The sequence below is a fragment of the Amycolatopsis pittospori genome (genome assembly GCF_013870525.1).
Lineage (GTDB): Bacteria > Actinomycetota > Actinomycetes > Mycobacteriales > Pseudonocardiaceae > Amycolatopsis > Amycolatopsis pittospori.
The window spans coordinates 51073-66009 of sequence record NZ_JACBXD010000043.1; the positions used below are offsets into that span (position 1 = coordinate 51073).

The window sequence follows — 14937 nt, forward strand, 5'->3', positions numbered from 1 at the left end:
GCCGGAACCTGCCGGGTATCACACCGAGGGTCGCGGTGATGTTTGGCTTTCGGTGAACGAATGGGTCTTCATCGCATGAATTGGGAGGGGAAATGGGACAAGGGATCAACGCCTACCTGCCCGCCATCCAGCGCTTCGCCGATACGGTCGCGAGCCAGGCGTCCCATCCGCAGAAAATCGAGCGAGATCTGAGCGACGGTTGCGGCGGCATGGACGAATGCCGGCAACTCGCGACCGCGGACCGGGACAGCACGACGTCGCTCCAGAACTTCCTTACCGCGGCCGAGAAGGGCGTCTGGGGCTACATTTCCATCGCGCGAAGCAGCCTGAACGCGTACCAGAACGCGAGCGAAGCCGCTGTCTGGGAGCTGACGAAGAGGTCGCGACAGGGCGAATCGTATGTCCCCGTCGAAGGAATGTCGCCGAGTGCGCTGGGCCCGAGTCCCCTGGCTCCGCCGACGGTGGCCACCAGTCCATGGCCGGGCCTGTGGCCGAACGTCACACCACGTTGATCCCAGCGAATTCGACCCTGACCGAGGCCTTCGATGACCGATTACCGCACTCGCTCTTTTCCGGACCAAGTCGCGATTCTCCGTGCCGAGTTGGAACATACCCGCCCCCGGCTACAAGCCGCGAAGAAGATGTGGGAAGAGGCCGAAAGATGGATCGACCGGACCCACCTCATGCTCCGGGAGGCGTCGAACGAGGTGGCTTCGGGCTGGCTCGACGGCCCCGGCCGCGAGTTCGTGGACAGGCTGCGGAACAACTGCACGTTCTCCTTGGGCTCGTGGGGAGGACTCGAAGGATTCTCCGGAAGCGGGAGCAGCATTCCCGCGTTCGCACGCATCGCCTTCGATCAGCCCCTGAAAGGGGGCATCACGGAATCGGGAGTGATCGAGCAGCTGGCCAACGCCGACGCACACCTCGTCCTCGGCGCCTGGGTCGCCGCGGGGGAGATCTCGAACGTCGAGCGTGATGCCAAGAACGAACCGGCCGCCCGGGCGAATCTCGGCAACAAGCTGAACGAGATCGCGGCGCAGTATCAGGTGACGGGGCGGGCCATGCTCGCCGCCCGCGGCCGCGCCTGGGACGGCCCTAGTGGTGAGATCGGCTCAGGTCTCCCCTCGTACGGCACGGGGCCTTCGCCCACCGGCACCGGCGGGCCGAACCAGAACGAGTCACCGACCCTGCCCGACCCGAATCCCGGCGATCCGGAGCAACCCGCCACCCCGCAGAATCCGGTGAGCACCCCCAGTGCGCTGGAGCAGGCCACAGACGCGCTGAGTGCGTTGAGCCAGGCAGCCGAATCGGCGCAGCAGTTGCTGGGTGCCGGCTCGAACGTGAACCTGCCCGACCCCGGCTCCATCGACCCCGGGGACTGGGCGCTCCCGCCCTACGAAAGTTCCTCCTATCCCGGCCTCGACGAACCACTGGGCGCTTCGAGCGGCTCGGGCATGCCGTCGTTGGCGGGTGGTGGCCTGCCGGACGTGGGCAGTGGGGTAGGCGGGCCCGGCGGCCTGCCCACCGGCCCCACCGCGAACGGCCTGCCGGGAAGCGCGATGAACGGCATCGGTTCGTCACCGGGGATCGCCGCCGCGGCGGGAACGAGCGCCGGTTCGAGTTCGGGGACCTCGGCCGCCGGCGCCGGGGGGATGCCGCCACCGATGATGCCGCCCAACGGCGGCGGAAAGAACTCGGCCGGCGGAATCAAACCGGGCGACGCGGACCACGCCGGCTCCGGCAGACAGCGTGGTCCGAAGTCCGGCGCCACGCCCGGTGTCGCCCTCCTCGGGCGATCCAAGGGTGGCGGCACGCGGCCGGCGACGGCGCAGCGGCGTTGGGACGCCGAGAACGACACCGTGCACCTGCTCGACGAAGAGCTGTGGCACGTGAACGAGAAACCGACGGATTCCCAGGGAAAGACGGCGAATTACCGCGCCGGTCATTGAGGAGGGGGCCATGCCCGGAACCGAGATCAACGGCAACATCACCGCGATGACAGCGGTGTCTCAGCAACTCACCGCACCGGACATCCCTTCGTCGGTCGGGACGAGGTTGGGCGGCATGCCCAGCCTCACCGGCCTGTTCGAAGGTGTCGCGATGTCCGTACTGGACAAGGCGGCGACCGCCAGTATGGCCGCGTTCATGGGGAAGGTGACCGAGGACATCCTCACGTTCTCGGGGAAGACCAGGACGGCGGCGATCACCTACAGCGCCGCCGACGCGGCGAGTGCGCTGGAACTGGCGAACAAGGCGACCAAGGTCATCAAGCAGGGCGTGGACTTCGTGAAGAGTTCCGCGGCGACGGGAACGTCGCAGACCGGTGAGGAAAAGCCGTCCACCGACGCCGCGGGTGACGCCCCGTCGGCCTCCGTCTGAGGAGCGAAACCATGACAGCCGTCTACAACCCGTTCCCCATGGAAATGCTGATGGGGATGATCCGCGCCGAGCACGCCAAGGTGCCGGTCCTCCACGAGGCGGCGCAGATGTGGACCGAAGCCCGGAGCTGGATCGAAGACGCACAGGTCAAGCTGAACAGCCGGGTCAGCGAGCTGACTCCCGAGTGGACGGACGACAACGGCCGTCAGCTCCAGGAGAAGATGCAGCGTTCGGTCGCCGAGCTGAAGTTCTGGGGCGACCGCATCGACATGGCCAAACCCGCCGAGACACTGACGACGCTGGCGTCCGGTATCACGGAGGCCTACCTGGAGATGCAGGGCCTCGAGGTGGCCTACAACCTGGCGCGCCTCAATCCGTTGGGCGCGTTCGAAATGCTGGCCATCCAGCAGGCCGCCGGCAGCAGGATGACCCTGCTGGGCGGGCAGTTCGACGTGTCGATGCTGCAGGTTGTCGAAGCATCGGGGATCAAGTCCCCCGATCACATGGTGCCGACGGTCGGTCCCGCCGCCGAAGGCAACACCCCGGCCGACTTCATCAAGGCCGCCCAGGCGGGAATGGACACGCTGAGCGAATTCCAAGGACTGGGCGAATCGCTCGGCGTCGGCGGAAGCGGCGGCACGGCCCCGGATGTCTCGTTGCCGGACATTCCCGGCTATGAGGGGTCTTCCGGTGTCTCGCTCGCCGGTCTCGCTCCGCTGCCGACGGCGGCCGGATCGGTTCCGTCGCTCGGCGGGCTGCCCGGTGGTTCCGGCGCGCCACCGGTGCCGTCGGGTCTGCTCGGTGGTCTCGGCGCGGCGGGCGGGATGGCCGGGCTTCCGGTCGCGGCCAAGCCTGTCGGGGCGAAACGGGCGCCCAGCCTGGCTTCGGAGGTCCAGCCGGGGGCCACGACGTCGTCCGGCGCGAAGGCCGCATCGAGTCCGATGTCCCCGATGTCGCCGCCGCACGCCGGTGGCCAGAACACGGCGGGCACGCTGCGGCCCGGGTCGAGTGACCAGCCGACGGGACGGAACGGCTCGACCCGCAGGGCGTCTTCCGGTGGCAGCGACGGGGTTCCGGCGAAGCTGCGCGGCCGGGCGGCCAACGGCAATCCGGACGCCGGGTTCACGCTGCCGCGGGATCGCCGGTCCGGGGAAACGGAGTCGGGTTCGGTGCAGATGCTCGACGAGGATCTGTGGCGGACGACTTCCCGCTAGAAGTACGTGAAGGCCTCCTTCCCTACCTTGAGAGTAGGGAAGGAGGCCTTCACGGCGTTCCGGGTTGGGCGCGGACGGGTGGGCCTCCGGGCGTCAGCCGCCCAGGGTTTGGCGGCGGGCGGAGGCCGGGTCGAGGCTCGGGCCTTCGGGCAGGCGGGCGACGAGGCCGGCGGGAAGGCGGACGGGGCGCGCGGACGGGTAGCCGAGCATCTTCAGGACGTCCGGCGAGGCCAGCGGATAGCGGCGTCCCATGTCGGTCACGACGGTGAGCGTCCCGACGGGCGCAGAGGGCGAAGGCATCGCTTCGACGACGATCGCGTTGCCGGGCGGTACGTGGACGCGGTCCGCGAGCGGGGTACCGGTGGCGGTCCGGCGGGCGGTCGTCGACATCGGATCCGCGGGCGGTAGCGCTGGGTCGATCGTCAACGACGGTGCCGCGGAGCCGTCGCCGAAGGTGGCGCAGACGGTGGCGTCCTGGTCTCGCAGGCGAGCGATGAAAGGCCGGACTCCCGGAGCGGCGCCCGCTTCGGCCTGGATCGGGTCCAGTTGCTTCGACATGGTCGCGAGGGAAGGCGGCAGCGGCACGGTTTTCGGCTCTGTACCAGGGTAGGCGGCCATCATCTGGGCGCTCGCGCGCTGGACGTCGTACTGCAGTTCGGTGATCGGCCGCAGGGCGTCGCGTTCGGCCAGGTAGTGCTGCCTGCCGCCGCCCGAGGTCTGCACCATCAGCAGCATCCCGTTCCGGATGTCGGTCCGGCCGGGTACGGCGGTGGACACCTCACCGGCCGCGGCCACCGGAAGCGGGCCGATCGGTGTGCCTTCGGGCAGGACGTCGAGCCACGCCCGGCCGACCCTCGCCCACGGTTCGGCGGTGAGCGCGAGGCCCGTGCCGACGGCGCCGTAGTCGTTGATCTTGTGCCGGTGCCCGCGCCACACCAGGAACCGGTCACCGGTGGACGTCGATTCGACGAGGAGCGCCTGATCCTGCAGATCGGCACCGCCCGAAGGCGAGGCGCCCGCCAGCAGGACCGATTCCTCGATCCGGCTTCCCGCCATGTCACTCGCGGGCGCGGAGCACAGCGACCACGAACCGGTGAGCAGCTTTTCGGGGCCTGGCAAAGCGTCCGGCGCGTCGGGGATGCCGATCCGGGGGCCGCGCGGGACTCCGGCGAGCGAGTCGCGCGAAACCCGTTCCGTGGTGCGGTGATCGCCGAGCAACAGCAGCGCGGACGCGTAGTTCGCGACGGGGTGCAGCCGGTCGTCCAGGTAGACGTACCTGGTGCCTGTCTCCTTCTCGACGATGACCGCGGCTTCCTTGCGCCAGGCGTTGTTCCCGCCCGGCACGATCATGCCGTACACCCCGACGCACGCCAGCGCCACGATCGCCAGCGCGACACCGGCGAAAGCGGCGCCGGACGGACGGCGGAACGGCGGCTGCTCCGGATCGGTCTCCCGGGTGACGAGCGCGGAGATCGCGCGCTGCACCAGGAATTGGTACGCCTGCAGCTGATCCCTTTTGGACGCCATGGTTTCAGCCCCCCAGTCCGCGAACGTAGCCGTACAGGCCGAGCACCGAACAAGCCACCGGGACGATCGCGATCATCACCAGGATCTCGAAATACTCGGCGATCCGGCCCAGATAGGGGTTCGCGGCCTTGGTACTCAGGACGACGCCGGACGCGACCACGCCCGCGGCCACCGCCAGTGACAGCGGTCCGGCGAGGACGAGCAGCAGCGAGTGATCCGCCATGAGCGGGCCGGCCAGCATGCATCCGGCGCCGAAGATCCCGGTCACCAGTACCAGCAGCCGCTGCCGCAGGATCGGATACAACCGCGCCCGCACCAGGAATCCGGCCGCGAGCAGGGCGACGAGGATGACGGCGGCCTCGCTGTCGCTGCGGATCAGCAGGAACTGGCAGTACATGACGACGACGGCCGCACCGCCCAGCATGCCGGTGAGCAACGCGTCCGCCCTGGCGACGGCGGCGTGCACGAGTTCCAGCGGCGGCTGTGGATCGTCGCGGACGAGGTCGGCGGTCGAGCGCGGCAGCACCGGCATCGGTACCCGTCCGAGCCGCAGCGCCAGTGGGGCGAAAGTGGTCGACAGCGCGAGGACGCCGCCGCCGATCACGGCCGCGGACCGGTAACCCGCGAGTTCGTCGAACGTGGCCAGCCAGCCGCCGAGTACGCCGAGCAGGCCGACCATCGCCGCGCCCGCGAACAGTTCCGGCGCGGCGGTCACCCCGAGATGGCCGACGACGGCCGCGAGCAGCAGCGCCGCACTCGCCGGCAGCAGATGACCGGCGGTCAGCTCCCCGATCGGGTCGTCTCCCGCCAGCAGCAGACCACCGCCCGCGAAAGCGAACGGAAGCGCGACGGCCGCGAGGACCGCCCCGGCACCGGCGTCGCGGAGCGCCCGCGCGAGCAGCACGCCCGCGGCCAGCAGCAGCGCGGAAACGGCCAGCGCCCACGACGCCGGCGACGTCCACGGCGGGCCGGCGCGCAGCACCGCGACCAGACCGAACAACGTCGCCACGGCGCCGATCGCCAGCCCCGCCTGCCGCGTGTGCCGCGGCCCCCAGGCCCGGCCGGTGCGGCCGGAACCGGTGGCGATCGCGTCCACCAGATCGTCGTACTCGGGCTCCGGCCATTCGGCGCGGCGCGGCGTCAGATGGAGGATCTCCCCGTCCCGGACCCGGTGCGCGCCCAGCGTCCGGTCCAGATCGAAGGGTGTCCCGTCGGCGCGGCGCAACTGCCAGCCGCCGCCGGCGACCCCGTCGTCGGCCATCCCCTCGCCCGCCCGCGCGAGCAGGCCGGGAAGGATTTCGGCGACGGACGCGTGTTCCGGCAGCGCCATGTCGATGCGCCGGTGCGGAGTGGTGATGGTGACCCTGACCAGGCCGGCAGTCTGCATGGGAAAAGGGTCGGCCACCATCGGGGCCATCGGGCCGCTTCGGCAGGAACCTGCCGCCGGGAAAGTACGCCGAAACCGGCCTTCTTGGGCGACAATGGGGACATGAGCATCGAGGCAGGCGTCGGCGGACCGAGGCTACTCGCCCAGGGACCCATCGCCACCGTGTACGCGGGCCGGGATCCCGCCGCGGGCAACGATTTCGCGGTCAAGATGTTCCCCGGTGCCTTCGACCGTGAGACGTCGGCGTGGCTGGAGCGCGAACGAAAGTCCTTGACCGCCGTGCGAGCGACGCGCTCCGTCGTGCAGATCGACGAAATCGTCACCTTCGCCGACGGCCGCTCGGGAATCCGGCGCGAACTGTGCCCGGGATCGCTGGCCGGACTACTGGATTCCGGTGCCCGCCTGGGGGTTTCCGACGTACTCGCCCTCGCGGCCTCGGTCGCGTCGGCACTCGCGGCGGCGCACGGGGCCGACGTCCTGCACGGCGGGGTGAGCCCGCACAACGTGCTGTACCGCGCGACGGGCGAGTTCGTACTCGCCGACTTCGGCGTGGCTCTGCGGCGGCGATTCCCGCGCGACCCGATGTACTCCGTCGAGTTCACCGCGCCGGAAACCCTGCGCGACGACACCCTTTCCCCCGCGTCCGACCTTTATGGACTCGGCGCGGTGCTCTACGCCGCGCTGACCGGCGCGCCGCCGTTCCCGCACCACACCGGGCAGCAGCCCGGCGAGCGGATCCTCCAGGTACTGCGGGAACCGGTGGCGCCGATCACGGATCCCGCCGTCCCGCGCGAACTTTCCGGCACGATCCTCCGGTTGCTGGCCAAGGAACCCGGCGACCGGCCGCAGGACGTGGCGTCCCTGGCGCGGCTGTTCACGAAACTGCGGCAGCCGGGCGGCGAGATCGTCACCGGGGAATCCTCCGACGTCGCAAGCGAAGAAGAGGACGTCGACGTCGAGTTCGACGACTTCGCCGCGTTTCCGCCGCCCGCCACTCCGTCCCCGCGAGCCCCGTCAAACCCGCAAGTCCAGGTGCTGCAGGCGCCGCCGACCGGCGGCCGCACCCTGATCCGCGAATTCAGCGGCCCCCTCAAATCCGAACGACGGATCCCCTGGCGGCCCGTCGCGCTGGCGGGCGCCGGGGTGCTCGTCGCCGGGCTGGCCGTGGTGCCGCTGTTCCTCGGACCGGCCGAGGTCGGCGGGCAGGCCGTCCCGGTGGCGGCCGCGATCCCGCCCCAGGCGGCATCCGCCCCGGCCCCGAACGTCAAGCTGGAACTGGCCCCGCCCAAGGATCAGAGCGACCACGTGCAGCTCACCTGGACCGCGGAAGGCGAACTGGACTTCGTCGTGATCATGGCGGGCGAGCGAGTGGAGACGAAGCAGCTCGTCGCCCACCGCCAGCGCAGCATGGACGTCCCCGTCGATCCCGCCCGACGGTACTGTTTCCAGCTCCGGGCGACCGACGGACGGCATATCTACACCACCGACCCGGTCCCGATCCGCGGCGCCCGCTGCACGCCCTGAGGGAGCCAGCCGTAGCGCCGATCGGAGAGGTTGCGAAAGCCACTTTCGCAACGTTGAAGGTTGCGAAAGTGGCTTTCGCAACACCGTCTCACCCGCGGACCGCGCTGGGTCGAGCGGGTCGTGAGTGGCGATGAGGGTTCTAACCCGAATCGCCACTCACGACCCGCTACCACTCAAGACCGGCGCGAAGCCTTGAGCGGCACCAGGGTCCGCGGCTCGAGTGCCGCCAGCACCCGAGCCGCGAACGGTCTCCCGGCCAGTCCCTTGCGTACCTCGCCCACCTCCTGCCAGGCCCGCCGGACGGCGCCGTCCCCCACCGGGACACCGGACCACAAGGTCACGTCCAGCACCTTGGCCAGCCTGGCGACGGGCTCGCGGATCCCCTCCCCGGCAAGGGCCCCCGCCGACTCGGCGAGATCCCGAGGCGTCATCCCGATGCGGAACGGCACGCCGTGCGCGCGCAACCGGTCACGGATCTCGTCCCAGGCCCCGAGCACTCCTTCGGCACCGGAACGACGACGCCGGCGCCGGGCGCGGACCGACTTCGCCACCGGGACCCCGAGGAGCCAGAACAGTCCGAAGAGGACGATCACCCCGATGGCCGCGATCCACCACCAGGTCGTGCCGGCGTCGGCGTTCTGGTCTTCGGCGGGTTCCTGCGGTGTCCCCGGCGGAAGCTGGGGTGGACGCAGTTCCTGTTCGGCGGGCAGTTGCGCCCTGGCCCGGGCGACGGCCTTGCCGGGGCCGGTCTGTTCCTGCCCCGCCTTGCCCGCCGACGCCGTCGGGTCGAGCGGTACCCAGCCCGCTCCGGCGACCGCGACTTCGGGCCACGCCAGGACATCGCGGTTGCGGACGACGTTCATCCCGCCCTCGGTCCGGTCCGAACCGCGGAACCCGACCACCAGCCGGGCCGGGATGCCGTTCATCCTCGCCAGGACGACGTAGGCGGCGGCGAACTGTTCGCTCGTCCCGCGTTTGCTCTCCAGCAGGAAGTCCCGCAACTGCGGCCAGCCGTGCCCGGTCGGCAGATCCTGGCCCACCGCGACCTGATAGTTCTTGGCCAGGAAGCGTTCCAGCTGCAGCGCGGACTGGAACGTCGGACGCAGACCGCGCACGGCCTCCCTGGCCACCTGCTCGACGTCCGGCGGCACCGGCCCGAGCGCGCCGAGACCGCCCGCCCGCGCGTCGACCTCCCCCTTGTCCAGTCCGTCGAGTTCGGGAGTGGACCACCTGAGCCGGTAGTTCCTGGCCGACGGCGAATCCGCCATCAGGGTGCCCGCGGTCTGGTCGACCAGCGGCGTCAGGCCGTCGACCCCGGTGAGATCCGGGTGACTCGGCAGCCACGGTCCCGCGAGCCCGCGCAGCTGCAGTTCGGCGGACCCGGCCGCGCCGTCCGGCGCGCCGTCGAGACCGGCGCCCACCCGGCGGAGCCGCGAATCGGCCAGCCAGTTCGCGCCGTCGAAACCGTTCAGCACGATCAGTCGCCAGTGGTCGACCGGCGTGTCGCTGCGGTAGCGGAACACCTCGTGTTCGGGCTGGGTGAGCCGCTGGGCGATCTCGTCGAGCGGATTGGTGAGCCTGCTCCGTGGGGGTGGCGCGGTCTGGGAGTCCTTGAGTGTCATCGGTTCGCGGTCCACCGGGTCGAGCCCGGCGAGCACGACCGCCCCGACCATGAGCGCGACCACAGTGGACAGTGCGGGCCAGACCGCCGATCCGGTCGCCCGCCACGAGAAGCGCGACCCGGCCTGGCTCGCGGAGTCGACACGACGGCCCGCCCACAGCAGGAGCCCAGCGGGCAGCGCGTAGGCCAATGCCGCCGCCACCGCCTCGATGCCGGTCAGTGCCTGGTACGCCTGGGCGAGTCCGGCTACGGCGAGGCTCGGCAGCAAGGCCAGGAGCGGTTTCTTGAGCCGTAGCGACAACTCCAGCCCGAGTACGACGGCGAGCAGCACCGACATCGGGACGAACAGCAGCTGTTCGGGGACCGGTTGCGCCGGCCAGGTGGACTGGAGCGTGAGCTGCCAGCCTTCGGTGAACCCGCGCGCCAGCCCCCGCAGCGACGTCGCCGTCGGCAGGAAGGCGAGCGTGGTCGAGGACAGCACCGTCTCGATCAGCCCGAGGAGACCGAGCACCACCACGAGCAACGGCCGGTAGGGAACGAGTTTCGGGAACCGTTCCGTCAGCTCGGCACAGGCGTAGCCGAGGAGAACGACCACGAGCACCGGAACGAGCAACGACGTCCACCCGAACACCGGCGTGAACAGGAGCCCGGCGACGGCGGTCGCGCCGAGCAGTCCGGCGACCGCGATCCGGTCGAATCCGGCGGTCATGCCTGCCCTGCCTTGGAGTTCCACTGAGCGGCGGCACCGGCGGCGTCGACGGCGATGATCAGGCCACGTGAACCCGCCGACGGCCGGAGGTCGCCGAGCCGGATCACGGTGTCGGGCCGCCAGCGGGCGGCGTGGCCGAGCTCGGCGTCCGGGCCGGTGATCACGACCAGCACCCCGCCGGGACGCCGGGCCGCGGCCAGCGCCGAAGGTAGCAGCGGGGCGCCGTCCGCCGCGTCCTGGCTGACGAGCGCGAGTTCGTCCAGCAACGTCCTGGCCGCGCGCACCCCACTGTCGGTCAGGGTGTCCGCTCCCGTCGCGGTGATGAACCTGCAGTGCTGCCCGGCGGACGCCGACGCGTAGAACAGGGAGGCGGCCACTTCGACCGCCTCCTCGAAAACGGCCGGGCTCATCGCCGAACGGCGCGTGTCGAGCACGGCGGTGAACCGCGGCTGGGCCGGATCGGCGTACTCACGCACCATGAGCCTGCCGGTCCGCGCGGTCGCCTTCCAATGCAGATGGCGGACTTCGTCGCCGATCACGTACTCCCGCACCGCGCGCAGATCCGCCGAACCCCGCAGCGGCGGATCGGTGATCGGGCCCTCGTGGTGGTGCCGGGGATGCCCGGCCTGCGCCGCGCGCACCGCGTGCCGTCGCGGATGCACCCACAACCACGCCGTGCCGCCGACGCAGCGATCGCCGCGGGCGAGGTCGAAGAGGTCAGGCCGGTTCACCACGAGCGGGCCCACCTGCAGCTTTCCGCGTGCCGTCGTCGGCAGCTCGTAGTGGTAAGTGGCTTCGGCGCCGGGTGCGAGCGGCCGGACGCGCAGGCGATGCGTTTCGGTCCCGATCCCGTCCCCCGCCGCGAAACCGCCGTGCCTGCGTACACCGGTGTTGCGCACGACGAGCGAGGCCAGCGCGGGTTTGCCGCGTTCGACCCGGTCCGGGCTGACGGTCCGGCTGATCTCCACCTTCGGCCGGAACCTGGTGGTGGCCAAGGCGATCAGCACCGCGCCCGCCGCGATCCCCGCGATGGCACGGAAGAACGTGTACCCGGCCAGCTCGCCGAGGGCGTAGAACCCGGCGGCGAGGGCGAGCACGATGACGCCGCGGCGGGTGAGCCGCACGCCTACCTCCCCATCGCGGCCATCGGGGCGGCCGTCGCACCCAGCAGTTCGTCGACGATGTCGGACGTCCGCCGTTGGTTGAGCTCCGCGTCGGGTGTCAGCACGAGACGGTGGTCGAGCACCGGATGCGCGACGTCCTTGACGTCGTCCGGGGTCACGAAGTTGCGGCCGTAGGTGGCTCCGAGTGCCTGCGCGGCGCGGATCAGCGCGATGCTGCCACGCGGGCTGGCCCCGTACCGGACGTCCGGATGCGTGCGGCTCGCCGCGGCCAGCCGGACGGCGTAGTTGACGATGTCCGGTGCCAGATGGGACTTCCGGACCTCGTCGATCACCCGCTGCACGTCCTCGATGCTCAGCACCGGCTTGAGTTCGTCCGGGTTCACCCCGGCGCAATCCCCCATCACCACGCGCATCTCGGATTCCAGGTCCGGGTAGCCGACCGAAATCCGCATGAGGAAGCGGTCCAACTGCGCTTCGGGCAGCCGGTAGGTGCCCTCGAGTTCGATCGGGTTCTGCGTCGCCACCACGAGGAACGGCCGCGGTACCGCCTGGCCGACCGAATCGACGGTGACCCGGCGTTCGGCCATCACCTCCAGCAGCGCGGCCTGGGTCTTCGGCGTGCCGCGGTTGATCTCGTCGGCCAGCACCACGTTGGCGAAGATGCCGCCGGGGTGGAACTGGAACCGCTCGGCGTTCTGGTGGTAGACCATCACGCCGGTGATGTCGCCGGGCAGCAGGTCGGGCGTGAACTGGATGCGGTTCCACCGGCCGCCGATACTGGCCGCGAGGCACCGCGCCAGCGTCGTCTTCCCGACGCCGGGCACGTCCTCCATCAGCAGGTGGCCCTCGGCGAACAGCGCCGCCACGGTGAGCCGGACGACCTCCGGTTTGCCGCGCACCACCGACTGGACGTTCTCGGCGATCTGCTCGTAGGCGACCCTGGGGGTGAGTGTCACAGAAGTTCCTTGTCCTTTCGTCGGCGCAGGCCGACCAGCGCGAGGGGGCCGAGCCAGAAGAGCCCGCCGCCGTTCACCGTGGGCACGCCGGTCCAGCTGTCCGACGCGGTGCCCGCGGACGTCTTGATGGTGGCGGTGATCGTGATCGCGCCGACCCAGGCGACCTGCGAAATGGTGAGGGTCGTCGCCCCGGAACAGGCCACCGGCTTCGTCTCGGAGAAGAATTCCGCCACGCAGGTCGCGGGGGCGCCCTTCCCGTTGGCGTTCACGGAAACGAGCAGCGTGCTGTCCTTGCCCCGCACGCCGGTGATGGTGATCGTCGGCGGTCCCGAAGCCACCGGCACGGTGACCTTCTTGCTGCCCGCCGTACCGGTGAGCGCGGCACCCGACCCGAACTTCGTGACCGCGCGGACGGTCACCGTCGCGGTTCCGGTGACCCCGGTGAACTCCGTCGACGTCGCGGAAAGCTTGCGCTCGCCCTTGCCGGTCGCGCTGACCAGGTAGTGCACCAGTGTGCCGCCGCGGAGATCAGGCTGCGTCCAGCTCACCGAGACCTTGCCGTCGGCAGCGGCTTTCGCGGTGACGACCGGGGCGCCGGCGGGCCGCGACGACGGCCCAGGGGTGACCGCCTTGGCGCTGGCACCCGCCCCCACTCCCGCCGAGTTCTCGGCGACGACGGTGACCACGTACGAAGTCCCGTTGGACAGCCCCGAAACGGTGGCGCTCCGGGCCGATCCGCCGACCTGCGTGGATCCGCCGGACCACCTCAACCGGTACCCGGTGATCCGCGCGCCGTTGTCGGGGGCGGCGCTCCACGACACCTTGATCGAGCCGTCCCCGGAAGTCGAGCCCACGTTCCTCGGGGCACCGGGCGGCGTCGCCTTCGCCACCGGCGGGGCGACGGCCTTCTTCACCTGGGTGGGGAGCGGCGCCTGCGGTTGCTGTTGCTGTTGTTGCTGCTGCGGCGGGGGTTCGCCGCCCGGCTGCGGTTCCGGGTTCGACGAGGGCTCGCCCGCGGTCTGGCTGTTGGCCTCCTTGTCGACGTCGACGTCGACCACCGAACCGTTCTCGCCGTTGACGACGAGCACGTGCGAACCGTCGGAACTGTCGACGTAGATCCGGTTGTCCTCGCCCTTCGTCAGCCTCGGTGCCGCCCCCTTGTCGGGCACCTTCGTGGTCGACTTGAGCGTGCCGGCGCTGTCGTAGGTCAGGACCTCCTGGCGGGTCTCGTCGACCATCGCGACGACGTTCGACGAGGAAACCGGGCCGTTGAAGCGGCTGCCCTTGGTCAGCTCGACCGAGATCGGCTTGGCGGACGGGCGGTCCTGGTCGAGGCCGCTGATGTCGATGAGGTGCAGCTGGTTGCGCTCCGGGTCGGCGATGGCCAGCCGGTCCCCGACGGCGCTGTTGGCCACCTGGGCCGACGGCGAAAGTTTGATGCCGAGCGGAAGGGCCTCCCCCAGCCCGTCCCGCCCGACACGATGGAGGCTGTCACCGGTCATGTCGAGCACGACCGGTGCGTCTCCGACCAGGGTGAGCCCGCCGCCGTGTCCCGGCGGGAGCTGTGCGGTGCAGGTCAGCACCGCGGCGCCCTTGGGCAGTTCACAGATCGAACCGTTGTCGATGCGGTGCACCCACACCGTTCCGTCGGCGGTCGCGACCGGCCGGGACAGTGGCCCCCCTGCGGGCACCGACGCGGCCGGATCGCCGAGCCGCACGATCCGGCCGGCGTTGCGGTAGACCAGATACGGTCCGCCGGCGATCTCCAGCACGAACGGCGTCTCCGGCGCGGGCGCCGGGAAGGACTCGTCCACGCTCAGGGTCGCCTTGTCGAACTCGGTGATGCGGTTCCGCTCGACGACGTAACCGTTCTCGTCCCCCTGCACGACCTGGCTGCCGCGTTCGGCGGGCACGTTCGCGCGCGCGTCGACGCGGCTCGTCGAGCCGTCGACGTGGAACGCCGATTGGGCGGCGTCGTTGTAGACCCAGTGACCGACCTGGACGAATTCCAGGCCGGACGGGGTCGACGCCTGCCCGGTCACGGCCAGGCCGACCAGCGCCAGGCAGCCGGCGACCAGCAGTGCCACCGCCGCACGGGTGCGCGCCACCACGCTGAATCGCTTCTCGGGTTTCACGCCGCGACGCCCTGGAAATCGCGAACGCGCGCGAGTAGTGCGTACATACGGATGAAGTTAGAGAGGAACCATGAAATTTCGATGAAACCGCCAGTCCCGGGCTTGGGACGTCGTGTCATCGAAACCTCATGTTCTCCCGGGAGGCTGGGCGGCAAGACGGCTTGAGGAGGGCACGAGGATGACCGATCTCGGCGCGGCCAGGACCGAAGGGCGGTTCAGTGCGCCGCCCCCGCCGGTCCCCCGGCAGGTACCCGCCATACCTCGGGCCGAGCCCATTCCCGACCAACTCGCCTACGCCGCTCCGGCCGCGCGGGCGGCGGCGCGTGAGGCCCGGCGCCGAAGCCTTGATCAGTCAGGTGCG

Annotated in this window: 11 protein-coding genes; 5 read left to right on the plus strand and 6 right to left on the minus strand. The window is 70.7% G+C overall.

Features of this window, described 5'->3' with window-relative positions:
* Nucleotides 1-92 precede the first annotated feature (92 nt).
* The 4 genes from H5J31_RS23480 to H5J31_RS23495 all read left to right on the plus strand — a co-directional run bounded on the left by H5J31_RS23480 (nucleotide 93) and on the right by H5J31_RS23495 (nucleotide 3593).
* Nucleotides 93-512 carry a hypothetical protein gene (locus tag H5J31_RS23480; protein ID WP_181774790.1) on the plus strand — a complete coding sequence of 140 codons (420 nt, stop codon included), beginning with the start codon at nucleotides 93-95 and terminating at the stop codon, nucleotides 510-512.
* Nucleotides 513-602: 90 nt separating this feature from the next.
* Entirely contained in the window at nucleotides 603-1949 is a 1347-nt protein-coding gene (locus H5J31_RS23485; RefSeq protein ID WP_181774791.1) for a hypothetical protein, read from the plus strand.
* 10 nt (nucleotides 1950-1959) lie between these two features.
* Nucleotides 1960-2379: a hypothetical protein gene (locus tag H5J31_RS23490; protein WP_181774792.1), complete on the plus strand. Its 420-nt coding sequence runs from the start codon at nucleotides 1960-1962 to the stop codon at nucleotides 2377-2379.
* A gap of 11 nt (nucleotides 2380-2390) precedes the next feature.
* On the plus strand, nucleotides 2391-3593 hold the full coding sequence (locus H5J31_RS23495) for a hypothetical protein (RefSeq protein WP_181774793.1): 1203 nt from the start codon (nucleotides 2391-2393) through the stop codon (nucleotides 3591-3593).
* Nucleotides 3594-3686: 93 nt separating this feature from the next.
* Here the strand turns inward: H5J31_RS23495 and eccB are convergent, their stop codons facing one another.
* Both eccB and eccD read right to left on the minus strand, forming a co-directional pair.
* Nucleotides 3687-5120 (minus strand): type VII secretion protein EccB, encoded by a 1434-nt coding sequence (gene eccB, locus H5J31_RS23500; RefSeq protein ID WP_181774794.1) that lies wholly within the window; start codon nucleotides 5118-5120, stop codon nucleotides 3687-3689.
* A 4-nt stretch (nucleotides 5121-5124) separates the two neighbouring features.
* Nucleotides 5125-6507, minus strand: coding sequence for a type VII secretion integral membrane protein EccD (eccD, locus tag H5J31_RS23505; protein ID WP_181774795.1), 1383 nt, complete (start codon nucleotides 6505-6507; stop codon nucleotides 5125-5127).
* A 102-nt stretch (nucleotides 6508-6609) separates the two neighbouring features.
* Between eccD and H5J31_RS23510 the strand changes: the two genes are divergently transcribed.
* Entirely contained in the window at nucleotides 6610-8031 is a 1422-nt protein-coding gene (locus H5J31_RS23510) for a serine/threonine protein kinase (protein WP_181774796.1), read from the plus strand.
* 173 nt (nucleotides 8032-8204) lie between these two features.
* On the opposite strand, the gene H5J31_RS23515 is transcribed toward H5J31_RS23510, so the two are convergent.
* From H5J31_RS23515 to H5J31_RS23530, 4 genes are read right to left on the minus strand one after another with little or no spacing between them, the layout of a single operon-like run.
* Nucleotides 8205-10361, minus strand: a complete 2157-nt coding sequence (locus H5J31_RS23515; protein WP_181774797.1) for a transglutaminase TgpA family protein — start codon at nucleotides 10359-10361, stop codon at nucleotides 8205-8207.
* Entirely contained in the window at nucleotides 10358-11485 is a 1128-nt protein-coding gene (locus tag H5J31_RS23520; protein WP_181774798.1) for a DUF58 domain-containing protein, read from the minus strand. Before H5J31_RS23520 ends, H5J31_RS23515 begins: the two co-directional genes overlap by 4 nt.
* A 2-nt stretch (nucleotides 11486-11487) precedes the next feature.
* Nucleotides 11488-12441, minus strand: coding sequence for an AAA family ATPase (locus H5J31_RS23525; RefSeq protein WP_181774799.1), 954 nt, complete (start codon nucleotides 12439-12441; stop codon nucleotides 11488-11490).
* Nucleotides 12438-14576, minus strand: coding sequence for a fibronectin type III domain-containing protein (locus H5J31_RS23530; protein ID WP_328701586.1), 2139 nt, complete (start codon nucleotides 14574-14576; stop codon nucleotides 12438-12440). Before H5J31_RS23530 ends, H5J31_RS23525 begins: the two co-directional genes overlap by 4 nt.
* Between the last annotated feature and the right edge of the window lie 361 nt (nucleotides 14577-14937).

Excerpts from the sequence above, each read along its gene's own strand:
- H5J31_RS23490 (WP_181774792.1), top strand. The coding sequence starts at position 1,960 with ATGCCCGGAACCGAGATCAACGGCAACATCACCGCGATGACAGCGGTG.
- eccB (WP_181774794.1), bottom strand. The coding sequence starts at position 5,120 with ATGGCGTCCAAAAGGGATCAGCTGCAGGCGTACCAATTCCTGGTGCAG.
- H5J31_RS23495 (WP_181774793.1), top strand. The coding sequence starts at position 2,391 with ATGACAGCCGTCTACAACCCGTTCCCCATGGAAATGCTGATGGGGATG.
- H5J31_RS23480 (WP_181774790.1), top strand. The coding sequence starts at position 93 with ATGGGACAAGGGATCAACGCCTACCTGCCCGCCATCCAGCGCTTCGCC.
- H5J31_RS23510 (WP_181774796.1), top strand. The coding sequence starts at position 6,610 with ATGAGCATCGAGGCAGGCGTCGGCGGACCGAGGCTACTCGCCCAGGGA.
- eccD (WP_181774795.1), bottom strand. The coding sequence starts at position 6,507 with ATGCAGACTGCCGGCCTGGTCAGGGTCACCATCACCACTCCGCACCGG.
- H5J31_RS23515 (WP_181774797.1), bottom strand. The coding sequence starts at position 10,361 with ATGACCGCCGGATTCGACCGGATCGCGGTCGCCGGACTGCTCGGCGCG.